At 24.8% G+C, this 23,841-nt stretch carries 14 protein-coding genes and 1 pseudogene; 8 read left to right on the top strand and 7 right to left on the bottom strand.

Annotated features, from left to right (window positions below):
- Together Q0087_RS02280 and wecB are read right to left on the bottom strand one after the other, a co-directional pair.
- Positions 1-581: pseudogene (locus tag Q0087_RS02280) on the bottom strand (hypothetical protein); the annotation flags it as partial.
- 539 nt (positions 582-1,120) lie between these two features.
- On the bottom strand, positions 1,121-2,452 hold the full coding sequence (gene wecB / locus Q0087_RS02275; protein ID WP_297898050.1) for a non-hydrolyzing UDP-N-acetylglucosamine 2-epimerase: 1,332 nt from the start codon (positions 2,450-2,452) through the stop codon (positions 1,121-1,123).
- Positions 2,453-3,328: 876 nt separating this feature from the next.
- Between wecB and Q0087_RS02270 the strand changes: the two genes are divergently transcribed.
- Positions 3,329-5,365, top strand: a complete 2,037-nt coding sequence (locus tag Q0087_RS02270; protein WP_297898048.1) for a hypothetical protein — start codon at positions 3,329-3,331, stop codon at positions 5,363-5,365.
- Positions 5,366-5,475: 110 nt separating this feature from the next.
- On the opposite strand, the gene Q0087_RS02265 is transcribed toward Q0087_RS02270, so the two are convergent.
- The 5 genes from Q0087_RS02265 to truA all read right to left on the bottom strand — a co-directional run bounded on the left by Q0087_RS02265 (position 5,476) and on the right by truA (position 16,658).
- Positions 5,476-7,146: a DUF460 domain-containing protein gene (locus Q0087_RS02265; protein ID WP_297898046.1), complete on the bottom strand. Its 1,671-nt coding sequence runs from the start codon at positions 7,144-7,146 to the stop codon at positions 5,476-5,478.
- 382 nt (positions 7,147-7,528) lie between these two features.
- Positions 7,529-9,790, bottom strand: coding sequence for a right-handed parallel beta-helix repeat-containing protein (locus Q0087_RS02260; RefSeq protein ID WP_297898044.1), 2,262 nt, complete (start codon positions 9,788-9,790; stop codon positions 7,529-7,531).
- A gap of 134 nt (positions 9,791-9,924) precedes the next feature.
- Entirely contained in the window at positions 9,925-11,295 is a 1,371-nt protein-coding gene (locus tag Q0087_RS02255) for a hypothetical protein (protein ID WP_297898042.1), read from the bottom strand.
- An 18-nt stretch (positions 11,296-11,313) separates the two neighbouring features.
- Positions 11,314-15,015, bottom strand: coding sequence for a transglutaminase domain-containing protein (locus Q0087_RS02250; protein WP_297898040.1), 3,702 nt, complete (start codon positions 15,013-15,015; stop codon positions 11,314-11,316).
- A 623-nt stretch (positions 15,016-15,638) separates the two neighbouring features.
- Positions 15,639-16,658 carry a tRNA pseudouridine(38-40) synthase TruA gene (truA, locus tag Q0087_RS02245; protein WP_297898038.1) on the bottom strand — a complete coding sequence of 340 codons (1,020 nt, stop codon included), beginning with the start codon at positions 16,656-16,658 and terminating at the stop codon, positions 15,639-15,641.
- 338 nt (positions 16,659-16,996) lie between these two features.
- Here truA and Q0087_RS02240 point away from each other — a divergent pair, with 338 nt between their 5' ends.
- From Q0087_RS02240 to Q0087_RS02210, 7 genes are all read left to right on the top strand, one after another.
- Positions 16,997-17,485 carry a hypothetical protein gene (locus tag Q0087_RS02240; RefSeq protein WP_297898036.1) on the top strand — a complete coding sequence of 163 codons (489 nt, stop codon included), beginning with the start codon at positions 16,997-16,999 and terminating at the stop codon, positions 17,483-17,485.
- 199 nt (positions 17,486-17,684) lie between these two features.
- The gene (gene hisA / locus Q0087_RS02235) at positions 17,685-18,425 is read left to right on the top strand and encodes a 1-(5-phosphoribosyl)-5-[(5-phosphoribosylamino)methylideneamino]imidazole-4-carboxamide isomerase (RefSeq protein WP_297898034.1); all 741 of its coding nucleotides are present in this window, start codon (positions 17,685-17,687) and stop codon (positions 18,423-18,425) included.
- 348 nt (positions 18,426-18,773) lie between these two features.
- Entirely contained in the window at positions 18,774-19,229 is a 456-nt protein-coding gene (locus Q0087_RS02230; RefSeq protein WP_297898032.1) for an FAD synthase, read from the top strand.
- Between the two features lie 529 nt (positions 19,230-19,758).
- Positions 19,759-20,802, top strand: coding sequence for an N-acetyl-gamma-glutamyl-phosphate reductase (gene argC / locus Q0087_RS02225; RefSeq protein ID WP_297898030.1), 1,044 nt, complete (start codon positions 19,759-19,761; stop codon positions 20,800-20,802).
- Between the two features lie 280 nt (positions 20,803-21,082).
- The gene (locus Q0087_RS02220; RefSeq protein WP_297898028.1) at positions 21,083-21,577 is read left to right on the top strand and encodes a flavodoxin; all 495 of its coding nucleotides are present in this window, start codon (positions 21,083-21,085) and stop codon (positions 21,575-21,577) included.
- Between the two features lie 54 nt (positions 21,578-21,631).
- A complete protein-coding gene (locus Q0087_RS02215) occupies positions 21,632-22,483 on the top strand; it encodes a protein translocase subunit SecF (RefSeq protein ID WP_297898026.1) in 852 nt (283 codons plus the stop codon).
- Positions 22,480-23,721: a preprotein translocase subunit SecD gene (locus Q0087_RS02210; RefSeq protein ID WP_297898052.1), complete on the top strand. Its 1,242-nt coding sequence runs from the start codon at positions 22,480-22,482 to the stop codon at positions 23,719-23,721. The genes Q0087_RS02215 and Q0087_RS02210 overlap by 4 nt, the downstream gene beginning before the upstream one ends.
- Positions 23,722-23,841: the final 120 nt, after the last annotated feature.

Here is a 23,841-nt window from a genome sequence, read left to right as displayed (position 1 = left end):
GTATTAGTATTAGTATTAGTATTAGTATTAGTATTAGTATTAGTATTAGTATTATCAGATTTCAAAGATTTAAATATATTTTTAATTGATTCTTCCCACGGACTTTCATCAGATATAGTAAATTTAAATGTTAAAGGTTGTTTTACCCTATTTTTAAGATTTTTAAAAGTTAAATATTTATTAGAACAAATAAGGGTAGATTTAGAATTAGAACCATATAATTTTACCCCTTTATCTTCAATTAATTTTGTTAAATTATAAAGATTCATATTTTCTTCAGCAGAAATAAAAATACAGCTATCAAATTTACTTAAATTTTTATTTAACCAATCTTCTAAGGAATCATTAATAACAATCTTATTTTCATTGATATTAACATAACTCTCCCCAATTTCTTTAAATTCTTCTGAAACGAGAAAATTAACTATAATATCTTTATTTGAAATTAAATTTAAGTCATTTAAAAGAGAATCAATTAAAGCTGTTGCTTCTGAAATAATTGCAGGTTCATTTTTTCCTGAAGCAGTGTAATATTCAAAAACTAAAATAGAATTTAAATTTTTATGATTATTGATATTCATATTTATACCCAAAATATTATCATATTATGCTTAATTTGACTAGATCATCATTATTAATATTAATAACCTATTCACCAATATTTTCATTATCCAGATAGTTGAAATTATTATTCTCCATGATAATTCCTCAAATATATCAAAAATTATAAATATTAAAAAATTTAAAAGCAAAAACTCAAAATTTGAAATATGCAATTATTAGAATTTTTTAAACATTATATTTTGAATTATTCAAAATATCTAAATATTAAATTTAATTATATAGATATAAAAGATTAAAAAATTATTTAGATAAATTGATTATTCAGATAAATTGAAAATTTAAATAGATAATATTTAAATAAATAACGATTAAATAAATAATAATTAAATAAATAACGATTAAATAAATAATAATTAAGCCAACATGATAGCAAATAATATTAATAGTAACATTTAACAAAATAAAACTTAGTAAAATGTAAATAAAATATAATAAAATGATTTAGTCTTAAATAAAATTAAAAGAATATTTTAAAAATTAAATAAGATTAAAAGACTTAAATAAACTTATCATACACTATATACATTCCATTTAAATTCAAATCATCACTTGGAAATTTCATTGAATTATCAAAACTACTGAAAACTGTTCTAATCAAAGTATTATTCTGTTTTTCAAAATTAGAAACATTAATATCTTCATTAATGAAATCCATTAAAGTTGTGAAGACATCCATAATATCATCAGGAGACTCTAAAACACATTCCCCCTTTTCATAGCTATCTTCAATTATATCAACTATCTGTTTTCCAGCAGAGCCGTCCCCATAAGGATTTTTAGCTGAACTCATTTTATTATAAAAAGACTCATTATTTAAAATTTTATTAGCATTATCTATTATAAGATTTTTATCAGAACCAACGAGAATATTTCCCCCCATAGTAACAGTTTCAGGACGCTCAGTATTATATCTAAGTGTAAGTGCAGGAATATTCAATGTGATAGCTTCTTCCTGAAGGCCACCAGAATCTGTAAGAATCAATGAAGATTTTGACATTAAAAGTAAGAAATCTAAATACCCTAAAGGTTTGATAAGATGAATATTATCAAGTTTAGCTAAATCATCATATAATCCAAATTCTTCCATTGTTTTTTTTGTTCTTGGGTGAATGGGAAAAATAATATTAAAATCTTTAAGTTCAGACAATGCATTAATTATACCTTTTAAACGTTTTTTATTATCAACATTTTCAGCTCTATGCATAGTTAGAGTAAGAATATTATCCAAGTTTAAAAGGTTAGATATCTGTTTAAAACTTTCAGATTCAGATACATGTTTTTTAGCTATTTCCAAATTTCTAAAACAAGCATCTACAACAGTATTCCCAGTGATAAAAATATTTTTTCTTGATATGCCCTCAACTGACAAGTTGATAGCCGATTTTTCAGTTGGAACAAAATAATATTTTGAGCAAACATCAGCAGCTTTTCTGTTAATTTCTTCTGGCATTGTGATATCATAAGATCTCAATCCCGCTTCAACATGCCCTACAGGAATATGTAATTTAGAAGCAACTAAAGCTCCTGCCAAAACAGCATTGGTATCACCTTGAACTAAAAGTATATTTGGGGTTTCTTCAAGAAGTATTTCTTCTATTCCTTCCATCATCCTACCAGTTTGTTTACCATGAGAAGAAGACCCCACACCAATGTTATATTTAGGAGTAGGTAGTTCTAACTCTTCAAAAAATTGATCAGACATTTCATGATCATAGTGCTGACCAGTATGAATTAAAATTAATTCATGACCTCTTGCAAGGATTTCATCAATTACAGAGACCATCTTTATAATTTCTGGCCTTGTTCCAAGTACAATAGCTATTTTCATCAATTATCTCCTAATTTTAGATTTAATAATATATTATATAATTACATATTGAAATAATTAAATAATATAATATCATTATACGAATAATAATAATAATAATAATAATAATATGATTATACGAATAATAACATGATTATGATAATAAATAATAATATGATTAAATAAAGATGAATAAATCATTAATTAATAAATTTTAATATTTTTAATAAGCTTTTAATATAATATAAAGTTATTTTTATATATATTATATATAATATTTATAATAAATTAATTTTTTAAATATAAATAAATTTAGTTTATATTGATAAATTTTTTATTATATTATACATTATCAATATTTAAATAATTATATAAAAAATTTTATCGTTTTTAATGGATTTCTAAATAATATTATTAAGTTATATGAAAAAATATTTTTTAAATATTATAAAATAATGAAAAATAATAATAAAATCGAAATATTAAAATAATTATAATATAATAATTTAAATTAAAAAATTTACTAAAAAATTTAAATTTAGTCTTATGTAATCTGATTGATTATTATTTTATAAAATACTATTTTTATTCATATTAGATAATTAAATATTATCCAACTGTTAAAAAAAATTCCCTAATTTTTGAGCATCTATTATTGTATTTTTAGATATTATGTTAAAATTTAATTGATGTAATGAAATTTTCTATTTGTGTAATTTATTAATTAGAAATAATTTATACAAAAATAATACTAATTAACACTATGTAATTATTATTAGTAATAATTAAAACTAAGAATCTATTACTTTTAAATAAGATAATTAATAAACTTTCATATGTCATTATATTACAAAATGACTTTAGAAAATAAATAATAAATAAAATGGAGGTGAATATATGCTTAAAAATGATAATTTGCATATTAAACTATTAAAAATAGGCATATTACTAATATTAAGCTTTATAACCATATCTACAGTAAGTGCAACGGAAATAATTGACAATTCAACTGATTTAAAACAAACAATAATAGATGCTAATAACGGATCTACCATAAATTTAGATAATGGAATATACACCAATAATGTAATTAATATAATAATTGATAAAAACTTAACAATACAAGGCAAAGATTCTAAAAATACAATAATAGATGCTCAAAAATTAGGGAAAATTTTCTTTGTAAAAGAAGGCAATACATTAAAATTAATAAATGTTACATTAATAAATGGTAATGCCAATTCTGGAGGAGATATTACTAATAACCATGGAGGGTGTATTTTCAACTATGGAACATTAGAAATAGATAACTGCATATTTGAAAATAATAGTGCAACCGGTGGTGGAGCTATTGCTAGCTTCAATGGAAACTTAAATATAAACAATTCCATATTTACCAACAATTCTGCAACATATGGCGGTGCCGTATATTCCAAATATAGCAATAATGTTAATTTATTTAACTCTAACTTTAATAATAATTCTGCCTCATATGGTGGGGGTGGTGCTATTAATGTTGACTGTGCAGGAGATATAACCATTATTAATTCTAAATTTATAAACAATAGTGGACTTACTGCTGGTGGTGGCGCTATTAAAAATAATTTGTGTAGAAATATGACTATATCTAACTCCACATTTATTGATAACATTGATAGTTATGAAGGAGGAGGAGCAATTTTTAATAGTGGCAGTAATATAACAATAGAAAATTCAAATTTCACAAACAATAAAGCAGAAAATGGTGACAGTAATATGGGTGGTGGTGGAGCTATCTATAATAATGGATATATGGCTATTATTAACTCTAATTTCATTAATAACACAGCTGAAAAAGATGGTGGAGCTATTCATAATAAATTCACTGAAAATGTAATTATTATAAATTCTACATTTATCAATAATAAAGCAATTAATGGAGGAGGAATATTTAGTAATGGAAGTATTAACATGACCATATTAAATTCGGCATTTATTAATAATATAGCCGAAAATAATGGTAGTGCTATTTATAATACCGAATATGCATTTAGTGATGAATGGTTTCCAGAATTTAGTATGATATATAATAGCAGTATGCACATAAAAAATTCTAATTTCACCAATAACAATAGATCCAATATTTATAATACTGGAAATATAACTATTAACAATTCTAATTTCACAAAAAATGATTTAGCAATATACACAGAAAAAAATACAAATATAAGCTCTTCAAGCATATTTAATAATTATCAAGGAATATCCATAAATTCTGGAGCAGAAAACATTCAAATAAATTACAATAGAATATTCAATAATACTAATACAACAAACTATAATTTAAACACAAACAGCCCAAATATTAATATTGATTACAATTGGTGGGGTTCTAATTTTAATCCAAACTCAAAAATAAGTGGAACAATTGTAAATAATTATTATACCATTATTTTTGAAGAAATTAAAGCAAAAAACTTTTCAATTTTAGGAAATTTGACTTTTAAATCAATAGTTGTTTTAAATAGTACTTTTAACACTTTTGGTTCTGAAAATTTGCCAGATATGAATATCGATGTTTATAACAATAATATTTTTATTTCAGAATATTCAATAAATGATTTAATCAATCTAAATATTCCTATTGGAGAAAATAATATCCTTTTTGTTCTTGATAATGAAAATTATAAATATTTAATTATTAATAATAATATTACTGACAAATCAAACTCAAATAATCCAACAGATCCAATTAATACTACTAAAAGCAATATTACTGCAAATAATCCCAATGAAAATATTGGTTATAATAATAATCTAAATTCAAGTAATGAAAATAAAGATTATTATAAAAAAACAATAGCTGCTGCAAAAATGAAAAAAACAGGATTACCAATAATTGTAATATTTTTAATACTATTAAGTAGCTTAGGACTAATATTTTGGAAAAAATAATAAAATTAAACAATTTTTGAGGATATTAATTTATCCTCTTCTATTTTTTATTAATTATATCCCAGCTAAAATAATTAAAAAATAATAAAAAATAATATATTAATTTAATTTTAAAGATCTCGTTTTCTTTCTACCCTATATTCATTAATAACATTTAAAAGATTTTCTTGGGCTTTTTTATTGCTTTTATCTTTTAAACTTTCTTTCCATTGATTAATAACCTTATTTAAAGCATTTGTATCCGCAACTGCATAATCATCAAAAAATTTAATATCTAAATCATTTTCACTTATAATTGGAATTTCATTAGTTTCAAAGACTTCTTTTGCTTGTAGAGGAATCATTTCTTTATTTTTATTAGTTATAATCGCTTTTACACCAATATCTACAATATATTTTGCTGTTTGTGAACCTCCCCCTTTTGAAGAAGAAAAATACAAAACATCCCCTCTTTTCAATTTAAACAAATTATTAGCTTCTTTTATACCATTTTTTGTAAATGAATCAATCATTTTAATTGGTGTAAACATAGATAGCTCTTCAAAATCATCAATCTTTAGTCGTTTATTTAGTTTTTCTTCAAGAGATTTTCTAAGTTTTTTCTCTTCAGAATATTTTAATTGGATGTTTTTTAGGAGTTTTATCTTTGAAGCTACTTCTTTATCTTTTAAAACAGCTTTAGATTCTTTTAATCTGAGTATCTTTAAATCTTTCTCGATTTTATTTATTTTATTATCTTTCTCATTTAAATCATTAATAAGTAAACTATTTTTGTTTTTGAGTTTCTCAATAACCTTGTCTTGATTTTTAATTTGTTTTTCTTGAGATTTATTAATATTTTTAAGAATATATAATTTTTCTTCTAACTCATTCCACTTAGGATTAATATCCTTATTATTAGAATCATTACCATTAATATTATTAATACTAATATCACTAGTATCATTATTTATATTATTAGCCCTAGAATCAAAATAACTTTCTTCATCTTTAGAATCCATATTTTTTTCATCATCAATTAGCCCATATATTTTAAAGGCTTTTGAAATAGATTCACTTATAGGATTATCATTTATTAAAAATGATTTAGAGTGGTTTAATATCTCATAATAATTTTCATTGATAATATCTTCTTTGTCAATTGATTTTAAGCTAATTTTAGCCTCCAAAAATTTTCTTTCAAGCTGTTTTAATTTATTTTCATAATTTTTATAGGCTAATATAGCTGCTGACAGTGCATCTCTTTCATGAGCATCTACAGAACCATCAATATTTGTAACAGGTGTTTTTTTAATATTTTTATTCCCATTAACATTAGAACTATAATCAGTGGGATTTTTATAGTTATTTCGTTTATAATTATGACTTATTTTCTGATTGTTTATACTTTCATTAAAAGGAATATTTTCTTCAATAAAATTACCATTATTTCTTAAAAAATTATTTACAAGCTCAATTTTATATGAAACTGGAATATCATTTTTTGGAGAGAATATTTTTGAATTCAAGGAAGTTGCAAGTTTTCTAACGGCCTTTGGTGAGTTCTCAACATCAGTAGCTATTAGGATAGCTCTTCCAAATTTCATTATTGTTTTTATGATTTCAGACTTTGATATTTCTTTATAACTACTTAAAAAAAGTAGATTCCCATTAAGATCTAGTATAGCTATTCCTACTGTCAATCCTGGATCAAATCCTACAATAATAGGTGTTTTAATACTGTTTGAAATTTTATCTTTTTTTATATCTTTATTTTTAGTGTTTTTCAGATTATCCCTCATGTTTCATTATTAGTGTTAAAATTATGTTTTAAAATGGATTTATTATATAATAAAATTTTATAAAAAATTATATTTATACTTCAAATTATATTTTTAAAAAATATATTTGTAAATAATAAATTTTATAATATATAATATGTATTTAAATAATTAATAATATATTGTAATTAATATTATTATAAATTTTATTATAATTTTGTTATAATTTCAGCTCTGTAGAAATCATATTTGAATTTTTGTAAAGCTAAAAATTAAGAAAAAATAAAAAAATAGGAAAAAATAGAAAAATAAAAAAACAATGAAATTATAAATCAATCCCTAATGTTAAGAAAAAAAATTAAAGATAAATTTAACCAAATAAATTTATTGAGGGATTAATGTTTTAATTACTATTTCCTTTTACTTTGTTTTTATATCCATAGATACATAACCTATGAGATTTACTCTTACCTACTTTATTATTAGTTACAATATTTTTATCTCCATTAACCTTGATTCCACGATTTTTCGCAATATTACCTTTAATTTTATTTACATGACCAGTTAACTTTATACCATGTCCTTTATTATTGTTTGCAGTGTTTTTAATTACCTTATTAAAACTACCAAAAATATGAATACCATTTTTCCTATTTTTATTTACATTATTTTTAAAAACATAGCTGTAACGACCATTAATAAATATTCCCTGATTTTTGGAAGATATTTTATTAGTTTTTAAATGATTAGAATCCCCTTTAACATAAAACCCAGTATTTACACCAGAAATTTTGTTAGAATATAATTTATTCTTTTTTCCATAAATTGAAACTCCATAAGAAGATTTAAAATTTATAGAATTACTTTTAATAAGATTTCTTGAGCCTTTAATCACAATAGGTTTTGGAGAAGATGAACCAGAGATTTTATTTGAGCTAATAGTATTAGAATCTCCACTAAGATGTATAGCTTTTAGATTATTCTTCAAAGTATTTTTAGAAACTTTTAAATTATTAGAACCAACAGCTAAAATAGCTATTTTTTTAACATTAGTAATAATATTAAATTTTATAATACATTCATCACTATATCCATCAATATGAATACCATTTTTGCGTGAATTAGATATTATATTATTATTTATATTAATCCTAGTTCCTGAAAAAATGATTCCTGTTTTATGAAGTGAAATATAGTTTTTATAAATATTTATATCATCTCCATCAGAAGATATTCCATAATTAGTATTTTTTATAGTGTTATTATAAATTTTCAAAAAATCAGAAGAATCAATATAAATACCTGAATCAGAATTAGTAATCTTATTATTATATATATTTATATCAGAAGATCCAGATAGATAAATCCCATTATCTCTAGATTTTGATATTACATTATCTGCTACATTAACATATATTCCCTCAACATATATCCCACTAGAATAAGAATTTTGAATCGTATTTTTACTAACAGTTCCATTACCTTCACTATTAATACTAATACCATTGTCATTATCATTTAGTTTATTATCTATAACTTTCAAATTAGTTCCAGAAGCAGAAATTCCAGTACTAGATTTACTTACTTTATTATTTCGAATATTAACTTTATCAGACTCAGAAACACTAATCCCTTCATTTATAACATTATCAACCTTGTTTTCACTTATATCCACATTTTTAGAATTTCCAACACCAATTCCACTACCCATACTAGTAGGACCAGAAACATTATTTTTATAAATTTTTACATTGTCTGAATCACCAACAGAAATCCCATTATCAACACTAACAATATTATTCCCATATACACTTACATTATTAGAATTTCCAACACCAATAGAAATTTCACTATCATAAATAAAATTATTACTAATACTAATATCATTAGAATCTGATAATGAAACACCACCACTAGTAACATTATTATTACTAATATTAACATTATGAGAACCAGTTAATGAAATACTAGGCTCACTCCAACTACCAGAAACATTATTATTATAAATGCTAACATTATTAGAATCAGTTAATAAAACACCACCATCAAAAAGATTATTATTACCAATATTAATATTATTAGAACCAGCTAATAAGATACTAGGCTCACTCCAACTACCAAAGATATAATTATTAATAATATTAATATTATTAGAATCAGTTAATGAAATACAAGAACTATATTCAATATCAGAAAGAGTATTATTACCAATAGTAATATCATTAACACCAGAAGCTTCAATAAGAATACCTTTTACAATATTATCAATAATCGTGATATTTTTAACATTCCCCATATTAACAATATTTGACCAATACCCTTCAAAACTAAAACCTTTAATCAAAACATTATCAGCAACAATATTAAAAGCATTACCAAACTGATCATAAGTATCTTCATTAAATCCAGAAATAAACACACCATTATCAGAAACAATACTCATCCCACGATTAATCAACAAACTAATACCATTATAAATACCAAGATCAGATTTCTGAAAATGCAAAACATCAATACTACTATCACCATCAAGAGCATTCTGAATATCATCATTTGTCCAAGACTCATTTACAAACAAAGAACCCGCACTAACACCCGACAGCGAAAAAGAAATAGCTACAAACATAAATACAACACACAACCCATACTTAAAATTAAATTTCAATTTTATCACACCATAAACACCATTATTTATAATTAACTACACCATTAACATCCCATAATAATAAAAAGTATAAGAGAAAAATAAAAAAGATAAAAAAGAATAATAAATAAAAAAACTAAACCAAAGCCAAATATTTATTTTCTCTTATATACTAATGTTAAAATTCCCATATTCTTTTTATTGAAATTATAAGGCAATAAATCATTGACTTTTACAGAAAAAGATTTTTTAGACTTATTATACTTAAAAATCACTTTCTTATAGGCATATTTAACCAATTTATACTTAGAAGAAGTTTTCCTATTAAAATTCTTTGATCCAAAAGAATCACCTTTATTCCAAATTTTATACTTTTTATAAATAAGCTTACCTTTCTTTTTAGTACTATTCAACTTAAAAACAATATTAGGTTTCCCAACAACAAGTTTAGAAGCAGAACCTTTAAATGAAGTCCCATTATAATTAATTGTCCTAGTACTATTTTTATCAGTATGTTTATTGAAAACAACTTGAATAGTAAAATTCAAATTAGACCTTTTAATACTAAAATTAGCTACACCATTCTTATCAGTCAAAACAGAACCAACAAACTTACCATTAACATAAAAATACAATCTCTTATTCGAAAGAACATCCCCAAATTTATCCAGTTTAGCTTTAAAAACTATAAGATTATTCTTCTTCAAATGAATATCGAGATAAATATCAGGATTAATATTAGCCATAGTACCTATCTCAACAATATTTATAAGTTCTTTATTATGAGGAATAGTAGGAGAACCAAAAGGACCATCAAGATAAATTAAATCCAAACTACCAATAGTATTATTAACAAAACTAGAATTAGACAACTTCAAAGAAATAGCATCCGCCATAACACTAATCAAACTATCATAAGCAGTATTATTAACAAAAGTCAAATTATCAAAAGTAATAGTCTTAGAAGCACCCGAAACATGAATCAAACCATAGACCCCACCTATCCAATTATTAAGAAATTCAGTATTCTTAATAGTAACATTATAACCACCATACATACTTTCAACAGCGATAAAACCATTTTTAAAACTTGAATCAGTAATGATTAATTCACCAGTAGTTAAAATTGTGGAAAGACAATTGTGATTTTCAAAATTGGTATTACTAACATTTAATAAACCAAAGTTTTTAATTAAATAATTTGCATCACCATTTCTGATAGTTAAATTTATCAAAGTCAAAGAACCATTACTTATTGTAAACAATTCCCCATACCCAACATCAATAATAGTCAAATTCTTATTTAATCCAATAATAGTAGTATTCTTTGTAACATTAATCCCTTTATTCATAGAACCATTATAAACACCATCACCTAAATAAATAGTATCATAATTATTCACAACACCTTTTAAAGTGTTATTTGTATTATTTATTGTTATGGATGATGCAAATATCATATTAACGGTGGTACAAATCATTATTAAAATAAATAACAAAAAAACAACTTTTCTAAACATTTTCATAAAAATCCCTCAAAAATATCAATATACATATTTTATATCACATTTAAGATAAGCATAAATACTATTTGGCACATAATCAAAATAATAATACTCAAATTGAGTTAATAACTTTTGATAATCATATAAGGGAATACCTAATCCATTATAACGATTAATACCATCTAGAGTCCTATCTCCTCCAAATACAGACTCAATAGCATAATATATTACCATATTTCCATTTATAATACGACTATAAATAGGGCCTCTCCGATAATCATCATACTTACTAGGATAAACATTACCGAAGCTACTCTGAGGTTCAATTATTACACCATACCATTTTCCATTTTTAATACTATATCCTGCTACAATCATATGCCCCGGAATTTGGATGTAAGAAACAGGAATCCCTGCAGTTCTAGCCAATGAAACAAAAAGATTAGAAAATCCCACACAATTAGTGTGATTTTTAATAGATTTATTATTTATTCGTTGAAGAACTTCAGCACCACCAGCAGGAGAAATTAATCCTCCCTCAACTTCCTCTAAATAAACACAATTATCCCCAACCCAGTTTTGAATAGCCCTGAGCTTTTTTTCTGGTGTCAATATTCCTTCAAAGCTAGAATATTTAGTTTTTAAAGATAGACTAGCTAAAATTTCAAAAGTTTTTTGTTTTATTGATGATTCATTAACATCAGCAGTGCCTTTGTATGCCCACAAAAATTTTCTTAAATCAGCAGGTACTTTTTCTGCTCCTAAAAAATAAGCATTACCAGAAGCTTTTTGTTTAATTGTCTTTGTATAAGTTTTACCATTAATCTTAGTTTCTAGTTTGTCCTTTCTATAAAGAGAATAATATTTTTTATAATTATCATATAATTTCCTATTTTTAGATATGAAATCATTAAGCTTTTTCTTAGTTGGATATTGTTTTTTATAAACTTTAATCATATCAACATTATAAACATCCGTATTAGCTATTTTAGCACTAACTTTAAGTGTAGTGGTTGATTTTTTAATTGTTTTTCCACCATTATATGTAGCTGTAAATGTAAAATTTTTCCAGTTATAATTAGGATAAGTATCAATCTGAACAAAAGATTTTGTTTTAGATTTAAACTTAATATTTACTGATTTACCATTAACAGATACTTTAAATTTAGTACCTTCTTTAATAGTATATTTTTGTGGTATTTTACCATTAACTTTAACCTTTTTATAGTTATTAGACCACATTGGAATATCATTTCCAATTTTAATATTATTACCATATCCAGTAGTTTTAACATTCACCTTTGTTTTACCATATTTAACAACATTATTTACTAATGATAAAGATAAACCTATGCCTGCATGATTATTTTTAAATCCAGCTGATTTAGCAATAGCTACACTATTTTGATTTGAAAAGATAGCTGCACCTTTATTAGCAGAATTACTAGTAAATTTAGAATTTCCTTTAATGGAGGTTTTGCCATTTGCATAAAGACCTCCTCCATTAGAATTAGCTTTATTATTAGAAAAAATACCAGTATCAATAGTCAGAGTAGCTGAAGAATATATTCCACCCCCATTAACAGCTTTATTATTAGTAATATTTGAAGAAAAGATAGATAAAGTATTAGAACTATAGATAGCTCCACCTTCTTTTCCATTATTGCCATTAAAAATTGATTTATTTTTAATATTCACAGATCCTTTTGAATATACTGCACCACCACTAGAACTAGCAACATTAGAATAAAAATTGCTTTTATCAATAGTAGATCCTGCAAAAGAACATATTGCACCACCAGTACTTGCTTTATTATTTTTTAATGTTGAATAACTAAAAGATGATGTTTTATTACTGTAAATAGCACCACCATTAGACTTAGCACTATTACTATTCAAAGTTGAAGAAGCAATAGACAAAGTATTAAGACTATAAATAGCTCCACCATTACTTCCACTATTACTATTAAAAATTGATTTGTTCTTAATAGCCATAGATCCTTTTGAATATACTGCACCACCACTAGAACTAGCAACATTAGAATAAAAATTACTATTATCAATGGTTGAAGAAGCTAGAGAATATAAAGCACCGCCATTAGTAGCTTTATTACTATTAAAAACTGATTTATTCTTAATAGTTACAGATCCTTTTGAATATATTGCTCCGCCATTAGAACTAGCAACATTAGAAGAAAAAGTGCCATTATCAACAGTTAATTTTGATACATGAACAGCACCACCAGTAGTAGCCTTATTGTTAGTAAAATTCGAAGATACAATATTCAAATTATTAGTACTAAATATTGCTCCACCATTAATAGCTGTATTTGAGTTAAATTTAGCATTATTTTTAATATTTATAGTGCCAGTTCCATATACAGCTCCACCGTTAGATTTAGCAATATTATTATTGAAACTTCCACCAGTTAGGTTAATATTTCCAGTTCCATAGATAAAACCACCATTATTAGCGTTATTATTATCTCCAGAAGTAGATGTTAAAATTAAAGTACTTGAGGAATATATACCTCCTCCATTTACAGCTGAATTATCCTTAAAAGTAGATCCAGTTAAACGTGATGAAGAACTAGTGTAAACAGCACCACCAGTATTTGTAGCTTTATTAAGGTTAAAATTAGAATTTCCTATAGTGCTTGAACCACTTGTTCTTATTGCTCCTCCATTTGTAGCGGTATTATTTGTAAATGTAACACCAGCAACAGTAAGACTATTAGAACCCGAAGTAAATATAGCTCCACCATTAGAATTAGCAATATTAGAAGAGAAAGTTCCACCATTTATGTTAATTGTTCCAGTTCCATAAATAAAACCGCCATTATCACTAGTAGCTTTATTATTAGTTCCAGAAGTAGAAGATAAAGTTAATCTATTAGTTGAATAAATTCCTCCTCCATTATTGGCGGAGTTATTTTTAAATGTTGATGAAGAGATACTTAGTGGAGAGGTAGTATATATTCCACCGCCCATTGGAGCAGTATTATCCGACAACAAACAACCAGTTATTAAAAAAACAGTGATATTAGAACTTAAAAATATTCCACCAGCCATGGTTGTAGCTGTATTAGATGTGAAATTACAATTGCTAATATTAATATTACTTAAAGTGCCGCCAGATACAGTATTCACTGTTAAGGCACCACCATGCCCATCTGCCATATTATTTATAAAAACAGAATTAGAAACACAAACATTAGAAGCATGAATAGCCAATGCACCACCATTTTTAGCACCATAAGAAGCCACATTAGATGAGAACATACAATTATCAACTATAGAACCTGGAGAAGAAGAAGTAATCATTATTCCTCCACCACCATCACCAACATTATTCAATACACTACAATTAATAATCTTAAAATTTGCACCAGCTACATAAACAGCAGCACCATAACCATCAAAATTACCATTTCTCAAAATCATATTCTGCAAAGTAACATTATCAGAAGATATCATGAAAATCCTACTATTACCATTAGCATCCAAAATAGCTCCCTGACCATTAAAAACTAGATTATTTGTACTAACACTAATTTCACTACCAGAACCATTATAAGTCCCACCAGCCAAATTAATAACATCCCCCGAACTAACACCATCAACAGTACTCTGGATGCTACCAAAATCATTTCCACTTACTGTATAATCAGCAGCAGAAATAGTCCCTATTATATTTAAAACTAAAAAAAATATTAATAATAAGAACAATAGAGAAAACATTCTATTTCTATTAATTCTATAAAAAATATTATTCATAGTATTAATTCCTACTAAATTTATATTATTAAAAAATTAGGATTAATTAATAAATATATATTAAATGACTATTATATAAATATTACTATTTAAATTTGAATTTAAAAAAATAATAATTGATATTTACCTAAATAAAAACTAAATAAAAAGATATAATAAAAAATAAAAGCTCTTAGAAAACTAATTATCATAATAAAAATGACAATTTTCACCATTAAAAACAAAAAATAAAATAAAACGAACAATCACTAAATATAAATTAGAAATATGAAAAATAAAGAGAATATTCTATTTAACTATACGGTTTTACTAAATATTCAGCATAGTTAATAATAAAATTTTTGGCTTTGTAGAAATCATATTTTCATTTACATAATCTCAAATATCTTTCAAAAAATTGCTTAATTTGATAAAAAAAGAATATTATGTAGTTTTAATTTTTAATTTTTGAGATTTAACAATAAAATAGTAAAAAAATATATGATTTATACGACATAATTTTGTATAATTATAATTAATTCAATTAACATTAATATTTTAAATATAAATTGTAATTATTTTATAAATACTATTAATTTTTAATAGAATTATTTTAAAGATTCTAAACTATTTAGAATACAATTTTCTAAAGAGATTTTCATTTTATAATCAAATAAGTTTTTTACTAAAGTTCTTTTAAATCCTTCAAAAGCATAATCATCGTATTTAAATTTGATATTATTATACTCAATATCCATTAATATAAGATTTTCAGGATTAAGAGGTTTTATGTTATATTTTTCAGTAGGATCAAACATTTTTTTGACCTCATTTAAATTTATTTCACCTTTACCAACAAATAAAAAAATTCTCATCATTTTCCTAATCATATTCCAAAGGAAACTTTCACCATAAACATCAATGAAAACTGTTTTATAAGTAGACTCATTAAAATTCACATTTTGAAAATTTTCATTAAATCTACCAACAGATTTCAATTCACCAATATAATTTGTTTCAATGAAATCATCTGATTCTTTTAAATCAGAGGTATATTTTGGAGAGCTCAAATATTTAGGATTATCTACTTTTTGAGAATATTTATTTTCTATATAACCATGAATATTATCTTCCTCAGTTTCATTATTAGTGATTATATTGATTTTACTAATGTTTCTTATAGTAGTTTTCTGACTTTTATTCCTCTTAGAAAAATTAACAAAATCATGTTCACCTTCAAATAACTTAGCTAATTTTTTCATAGAAGAGATATCAAGTCCTTCCTCAAAAAAAACATAACGATAATGTTTAGATTGAGCATATCTCGGTTTAAAGCCATAACGAACCGGAGCTTTAGCTATTATTTGAATGTCATCAGGGAGTTTATTATTAATATGATTAACCATAACTTCTCTTTCACTCATAAAGCTAATCACATTTCCAATGCTATGTACTCCTCTATCCGTCCGGCCAGCTATACCGAATTTAGAAGATTCTAAATCATCAATATACCCCAATTTTTTTAAGGTATATATCATTTCTCCTTCGACAGTTCTATGTTTAGGTTGACGCTGAAAACCATGAAAATTAGTTCCAATATAAGCAATTTTTAATGCAACCTTCTTCATAAAATCAAACCATATTCTTAATGATATTATTTTTTAATTAAGTTTTAATATTGACTTTTATAATATATGATTAATTATATATTAAATATTATACTAATACAATATTTTAAAATATCATATAAAAAAAAATAATATCTAAAGATAAAAATAATATCTAAAAAATAATATCTAAAGATAAAAATAATATCTAAAGATAAATATAGCAGGATATTTTTATAAAAATATTGTTTTAATATAATAAGATAAGATTTTTTATTTAAACTATTATTTAATTATTATGCAACCAAATAAGAATAATATATAGAATAAACTTCAATTTGTCATTAAATGGTGTTTATATGAATAAATTTGTAAAATATGGAATATTGGGAATTATAGTAGTTATGATTCTTTTTATAAGTATTAATGTCATTTTTACAAACGAAGTTAAAGAACCTAACCACCTTATTCAAAAAATAACTAATAACTTTGAAAACAAATCCAATATTTCTAAAATTAGTCGAGGAACAGTTTATAAATATGGAAATTCAGAAATAAGTTACATCAAATCAAAATCAAAAGTAGAGATAATACTAGAAGAAATTAATAATAATCCAAACTTTAAAAAAATAAATATTAATGGAACTCCAAAATATTCTAACACGTATAAAACGATTGATGGAGAATATGCAATATTAATCATTGAAAATAATCATTCAGAAGCAGTTTTTATCAAATCTAAAAATCAAAAAGAACTTATTAATGCAGCTAATCAGATTAAAACTGGTGGAAAAGTTGTTGAAAAATTATACAATAATTTCAACCAACTTAATATAAATAAGGTTTGAATAGAGTAAATAAATTTTGATTATTCAAGAATATTTAATATTTAAATATATAAATATTTAAAAAAATACGATTATTTAAGAATAACTAATATTTAAAAATTTATGATTGTTTAAAAATATGATTATTAATTATAAAATATTTTAATTATTTATAATAAGAAATATTTTAATTATTATAATAAAAAAATTAGGTGCTCTTATGTCCTTTGAAGAGGAAAAAATGTTAATAATGCCAGCAGTGGATATAAAAAATGGGAAATGTGTCCAATTAGTCCAAGGAAAACCTGGAACAGAACAGGTAATAATAGATAATCCTGAAAAAGTAGCTAAAAATTGGGAGGATAATGGTGCTGAGATAATTCATGTTATTGATCTTGATGGAGCACTAGAAACAAAAGACAATCTCATTACTGTCAAAAAAATTTTAAAAGAAGTGAATGTCCCAATTCAATTAGGAGGAGGGATTAGAAGTGTTGAATATGCAGAAAAACTCCTTAATTTAGATATAGAAAGACTTATAATTGGCACAATGGCCATTCAAGATCCTGAAACAATAACAAAACTATCCAAAGAATATGGATCAGATAGAATAATGGTTTCTCTTGATAGTAAGGATTCTAAAGTAGTTATAAAAGGATGGAAAGAAAAAATTGATAAAACTGCTACAGATATTAGTAAAGAATTTCAAGAAGCTGGTGCTGGAAGTATATTGTTTACTAATGTTGATGTTGAAGGATTATTGGGTGGTTTTGATGTGAAACCAGCTATTGAGTTAGTAAATTCTGTAGATATACCCATTGTTTATTCGGGAGGAATAACTACATTAGAAGATATAAAAAAACTTAGCACAACCGGAGTTAAAGGATTAGTAATTGGTTCAGCACTGTATAAAAATAAAATAAACTTAATAGATGCTTTAAAATTGCAATCAATCCAATAAATAATAAACCATTCAAAAATATTCTAAGTATAATATTCAAGGAAAAAAAATTAAGATAAAATTAAAATAAAACAAAAAATGAAAATAATAGTAAATATAAAAGCACAAAGAATAATTATAATATTATAAAAATAACTATAAGATTAATTATATACATAAAAAAAATAGATAAATTATGAAATATGGTTATTATAATAGATTATTTATTTTTATAAATCAATTAATATTTTTATAAATTAATTAATATAATTGATTATTATTAAAAGTATAAAATATTACCGTTTTTATATATAATAAAACAAATTTTATTAATTTTTAAGAATTATTAACAATTATACAGGTGGAAAAATGAAAACTGTTATGGCAACTGGAACATTCGATCTTTTACACCCAGGACACGGCTTATACCTTCAAAAAGCAAAAGAATTAGGAGGAAAAGATGCTAAACTAATTGTTGTTGTAGCTAGGGATTCAACAGTCCGTAGAAAAAAGAGAATTCCAATAATAGATGAATCTCAAAGATTAGAAATGATAAGAATGTTAAAACCAGTAGATGAAGCTTATTTAGGCCATCCCACAGATATGTTTAAGATTGTTAGAGAAATTCGTCCCGATATTATTGCAATAGGTTCAGACCAAAGTTATGAGGTAGAACAGCTGAAGAAAGACCTAGAAAATCAGAAAATTACTTGTGAAGTTAAAAGAGTTAATAATTATAGAAAAGCAAAATTGGATAGTACTTGTAAGATTATAAAAAAAATAAAAAACTCTGAATTTACAGAAAAAAGTTTCAAAGATTGCTAGCTTAAAAATTAATAAAAAATTTAAAAAAAACCTAAATTTAAAAATAAAAAATAAAAATAATAAAATTCATTTTTGAATAAAATTCATTTTAATATTAAATAACAAATAAATCTTCAAAATAAAAATTAACTTAATTTATTATTTTAACTCAAGAAATATATTATTTTTGATTAAATATTTATATTAAAAAAACCATAATTATTACATTATAATAAACTAATATTTTATTTATTATTAAATGTCTTATTAAATAATTTTACAATATTTTGCTATAATCTTATTTATAAATTATAAAACATTGAAAAATAGTTATAAAATGTTTTATTGTATAATTTATAAAAAATTAGTATATAATACCATTTATAAGGATAAGTTTTCAATTTATACTATTATTAAGTTATTTATATATTATTATATATTAATGAATATTAAATAAATTTTATAATTATTATTTTATAATTATTATTTTGCAAATAATATTATTTTTCTAGACAATAATTATAATACAACAAATAATAAAGGTGTTTAAATGATAGAAGTTACAATAGTTGGTGGAAGTGGGTATACTGGTGGAGAATTGATCAGATTACTTCAAAAACATCCTAAAATAGAAATAAAAGATATTACTTCAAGAAAATATGATAAAACACCCGTGAATAAAGTACATCCCCACATACAAGGATCAGATCTTGTTTTTAAAGATATTATTGCTGAAAAAATTGATAGTGATGTTATATTTACAGCAACTCCCCATGGAGCCTCGATGAATATTGTTCCCGACTTATTAGAAACTGGGGCTAAAGTTATAGATTTAAGTGGCGATTATAGGTTTAGAGATATATCTGTCTATGAAAAATGGTATGGTATAGAACACTCAGGAAAAATTGATGCGGTTTATGGACTTCCTGAAATTTACAGAGAAGATATTAAAAAAGCAAAGATTGTAGCTAATCCAGGGTGTTTTCCAACTGGAGCCATTTTAGCAAATTTACCACTATCTAAAAACAAATTAGTGAAAAACATAATAATAGATTCTAAAACAGGAGTAAGTGGAGGAGGAATAACTCCTAATCAAGTATTCCATTATCCTAATTGTGCAGACAATGTTATCCCATATAAAATAATAAGTCATAGACATAGTCCTGAAATTCAACAAGAATTAGGAGAATATTCAAATGTTAAAGTTTCATTTACTCCTCATTTGGTTCCAGTTATCAGAGGAATAATTACTACTAGTCACAGTTTTTTAAAAGATTTAAGCAACAATATAATAAATACTAAAGAAGATATTGAGAATATTAGGGAAGACATAATAACTCTTTATAAAAATCAATACAAAAATGAAAAATTTGTTAAAATACTTGATGACGACATACCTAACTTAAGTTCCGTCAGAGGTTCTAACTTTGTCCACATTGGAGGTTTTGAAATAGATGAAAATGGAAGGTTAGTTGTTATATCTGCAATAGACAATCTTGTGAAAGGTGCCTCTGGTCAAGCCATACAAAATATGAATTTAATGTGTGGTTTTGATGAGGAAATAGGCATTGATAGTTATGGAATGCGACCTTAAAATTTAATACTATATGTAACAAATATTACATCGAACTTAGGATATAAAATTTTTAAAGATAATAATTTTTAAAGATAATATCTTTAAAAAAATATATTAATAACGTTTATATAATGAGTTCATAATTAGAAATTAGATTTAATTAAATAATAAAAGTATAAATTTAATTCTAAATTAAAAATTTAATTATATTCCTAATGAAATATATCTGATCTTGTAATTGAAGTTTAAACTTCATATTGTAATTAAAAATTATTAATATAATAAAAAGATGATTAAAATGAAAACAATGATAGTCTACTTTTCAGAAAGTGGAAACACAAGAACAGTTGCAAAAACACTTTCTGAAAATTTAAACACTGATTTAATAGAAATAAGAGATTTAAAAAAAAGAAATGGGGTTTTTGGAAAAGTATTTTCTTCAGTAGATGCATTTAGAGAAAATAAAACAGAAATCAGTCCTTCAACTATAGATTTAAGTGATTATGGGCTAATTTATTTTGGTACCCCAACTTGGGCAGGAAATGCTGCCCCTGCAATAATTACTTTAATTGATAAATGTGATTTACGTGGAAAAGATATTGTACTATTTGCAACAATGAATGGATCTGGGGGGCGTTCTGCAATTGAAAGAATGAGTGAAAAAGTTCAAGTTCGTGGAGCTAGAGTAGTTGAATCTTTTACTATTAAAACTAAAAATAAAAGTTTTGAAAAAATTGAAGAAGATAGCTTGAATATAGCCAAATTATTAGATTTAAGTTTATACAATTATTAAAAAGATATATCATTAAATTACAAATAACATAAAATTATAAAATATGGTGCTTTAATGTTAGAAAAATTTATGGAATCTTATAAACTACTAATTATAATACCCGTGATAATAACCATTATATCACTTGGATTAGTAGCTTTTAATGGATTAAATGAAGGAATAGACCTTAAAGGAGGATCATTAGCTGTTTTAGATATGAATCAACCAACAGCATCTTCTTCCTTAGAAGCTCAGTTGAAAAATTCTTTAAATGAACAAGGTTTAGGCATCGAAGAAGTAGATGTCTTAAGTAATAAAGGCACAGATATAAGTGTCCAAATAGGGAGTGAAGTGAATTCAACGGCATTTAACGAGGCATTAAATGGAACAGGGACGGTAACTAGTTATAATGCAATTGGCCCTATTTTAAGTGAAGAAGCCATGACTCAAGTTTATTGGGCAATGGCATTTGCATTTTTATTCATGTCAATAACTGTTTTTATAATATTTAGAGAACCTGTTCCATCAATAGCAGTTATACTTGCTGCAGCTTCTGATATTATTATTTCAATGGGCGGAATGTCTTTATTTAATATCCCATTATCAATAGCCTCTGTTGGAGCTCTTCTTATGTTAATTGGTTATAGTGTAGATACAGATATACTTCTTACTACTCGATTATTGAAGAGAAAAGAAGGAACCGTTGTTGAAAGGGCAAGGGAAGCTATGAAAACTGGTATGACAATGTCTATTTCAGCTATTGCTTCAATGGTCGTTCTTTACTTAGTTACAATATTATTAATACCTGAAGCAGTAACACTATCTAATATTGCGGCAGTTTTAATTATTGGATTGGTAGCAGATATCTTAACCACATGGTTAATGAACCTTGGAATTCTCAGATGGCACATGGAGGCAAGAAGATGAAAAAAACACATTTGAAAGAATTTTTCAAGGATAAAAGAGTTATTTTATTAATAATATTGATTTTAGCAAGTGCAATTAGTATATCCACTCTTGGAATTCAACAAGGTCTTGATTTGAAAGGAGGATCATTGATACAACTTCAACTTGAAAAACCAGTTGATAAAGAAACAATGGATGTAGTAACAACTGTTTTAGATAAGCGTCTTAATTTATATGGAGTTCAAGATGTAAAAGTAAGATCAAGCGGTGATCAATTAGTCATAATTGAGATGGCAGGTGTTTCGCCCGAAGAAGTTGAAAAGCTTATAGGATCTCCTGGTAAGTTTGAAGCTAAAATAGGTAATGAAAGTGCCCCAGTAGCACTTACTGGATCGGATATCACATCTGTTGATATGTATGAAATAACAGACACGCAATGGATGGTCCCATTTAAAGTATCCACAAGTGGAGCCCAAAAATTTGCTGAATTAGCTCAAGGAAAAGGTGGGGAAAAAGTTTACATGTATTTAGATGGTAAACTCATAGATGAAAACCCTCCAGAGCTTGCTCCAGAATTAGCTAATGGAAAAGCAGCTACAGAATTAAGTGTTACAGGTGGAGCTTCAACTCCTGAAGAAGCTAAAGAGCAAGCACAGAATGTTTACACTGTTTTAAAAACAGGCTCACTACCAGTACAAATTAAAGTTGTTGGTGCAAGTTCAGTATCTCCTGAATTAGGAGCCCAATTCTTAAATGGAGCCATAATCGCAGGATTATTGGCCATACTAGTAATATCATTAATTATATTTATAAGATATAGAAGACCCCTTTTAGTTATACCAATATTAATAACAAGTATTTCAGAAGTACTTATTGTTATGGGAATAGCTTCGGTTATCCATTGGAATATTGACCTTTCAGCAATTGCAGGTTTGATTGCAGCAGTTGGAACTGGTGTTGATGACCAGATAATTATTACTGATGAAGTTTTAGGTAAACAATCTAAAAGTGAAACAAACAAAAAACGAAGAAGAACAAGAACAAGAATGAGTGTTAAAAATGCATTATTTATTGTATTTGCATCAGCAGGTACATTAATTGCAGCTATGTTACCCCTTGCATATGTTGGATTTGCTAGAGGAAGTAGTGGGATAGGTACACTTGCAGGTTTTGCTTTTACAACCATATTAGGTGTTTTAGTAGGAGTATTTATTACTAGGCCGGTTTATGCAAAATTCGTGGAAATATTTTTAAGGTGAATAATTAATATTAATTATTCCTTAAAAATAATTATAAATTAAAATTATATTTTTTATTTTATATTTGAGGGTGACTCATAATTTTTTCTTTTTTTTCTTTTATTTTTCCTTTAAATTTAT

The organism is uncultured Methanobrevibacter sp., assembly GCF_937881195.1.
In the GTDB taxonomy this organism is placed as follows: Archaea; Methanobacteriota; Methanobacteria; order Methanobacteriales; family Methanobacteriaceae; genus Methanobinarius.
The sequence above is the reverse complement of the archived record's forward strand: the minus strand, read 5'-3'. Positions and strand labels throughout refer to the sequence as shown.

Excerpts from the sequence above, each read along its gene's own strand:
- Q0087_RS02255 (WP_297898042.1), bottom strand. The coding sequence starts at position 11,295 with ATGAAAATGTTTAGAAAAGTTGTTTTTTTGTTATTTATTTTAATAATG.
- Q0087_RS02210 (WP_297898052.1), top strand. The coding sequence starts at position 22,480 with ATGAAAAAAACACATTTGAAAGAATTTTTCAAGGATAAAAGAGTTATT.
- Q0087_RS02220 (WP_297898028.1), top strand. The coding sequence starts at position 21,083 with ATGAAAACAATGATAGTCTACTTTTCAGAAAGTGGAAACACAAGAACA.
- argC (WP_297898030.1), top strand. The coding sequence starts at position 19,759 with ATGATAGAAGTTACAATAGTTGGTGGAAGTGGGTATACTGGTGGAGAA.
- truA (WP_297898038.1), bottom strand. The coding sequence starts at position 16,658 with ATGAAGAAGGTTGCATTAAAAATTGCTTATATTGGAACTAATTTTCAT.
- Q0087_RS02270 (WP_297898048.1), top strand. The coding sequence starts at position 3,329 with ATGCTTAAAAATGATAATTTGCATATTAAACTATTAAAAATAGGCATA.
- Q0087_RS02215 (WP_297898026.1), top strand. The coding sequence starts at position 21,632 with ATGTTAGAAAAATTTATGGAATCTTATAAACTACTAATTATAATACCC.
- Q0087_RS02240 (WP_297898036.1), top strand. The coding sequence starts at position 16,997 with ATGAATAAATTTGTAAAATATGGAATATTGGGAATTATAGTAGTTATG.
- hisA (WP_297898034.1), top strand. The coding sequence starts at position 17,685 with ATGTCCTTTGAAGAGGAAAAAATGTTAATAATGCCAGCAGTGGATATA.
- Q0087_RS02265 (WP_297898046.1), bottom strand. The coding sequence starts at position 7,146 with ATGAGGGATAATCTGAAAAACACTAAAAATAAAGATATAAAAAAAGAT.
- wecB (WP_297898050.1), bottom strand. The coding sequence starts at position 2,452 with ATGAAAATAGCTATTGTACTTGGAACAAGGCCAGAAATTATAAAGATG.
- Q0087_RS02230 (WP_297898032.1), top strand. The coding sequence starts at position 18,774 with ATGAAAACTGTTATGGCAACTGGAACATTCGATCTTTTACACCCAGGA.
- Q0087_RS02250 (WP_297898040.1), bottom strand. The coding sequence starts at position 15,015 with ATGTTTTCTCTATTGTTCTTATTATTAATATTTTTTTTAGTTTTAAAT.